This is a genomic window from Streptomyces sp. SID14478, assembly GCF_010548525.1.
Taxonomy (GTDB): domain Bacteria; phylum Actinomycetota; class Actinomycetes; order Streptomycetales; family Streptomycetaceae; genus Streptomyces.
The window spans coordinates 1-217 of sequence record NZ_JAAGMG010001061.1; the positions used below are offsets into that span (position 1 = coordinate 1).

1 protein-coding gene is annotated in these 217 nt (G+C 78.3%); it reads left to right on the forward strand.

What is annotated here, in order from left to right; all coding sequences use genetic code 11:
* A partial coding sequence (locus G3I40_RS33950; protein ID WP_164558676.1) for an acyl carrier protein occupies positions 1–217 on the forward strand: 217 nt, incomplete at both ends.

Sequence of the window (217 nt, forward strand, 5' to 3'; positions counted from 1 at the left end):
GCGCCCGCGGCACCGCGGGAACCGGCGGCCGGATCCGCCCTGCGCGACCGGCTCGCCGGGCGCCCGTCCGCCGAGCAGCAGCAGGAACTGACCCGCCTGGTGCGCGAGCACGCCGCCGCGGTCCTGGGGCACGAGGACACCCGCGCGGTCGCGGTGGACACGGCCTTCCGCGAACTGGGCTTCGACTCGCTGGGCGCCGTACGCCTGCGCAAGAGCC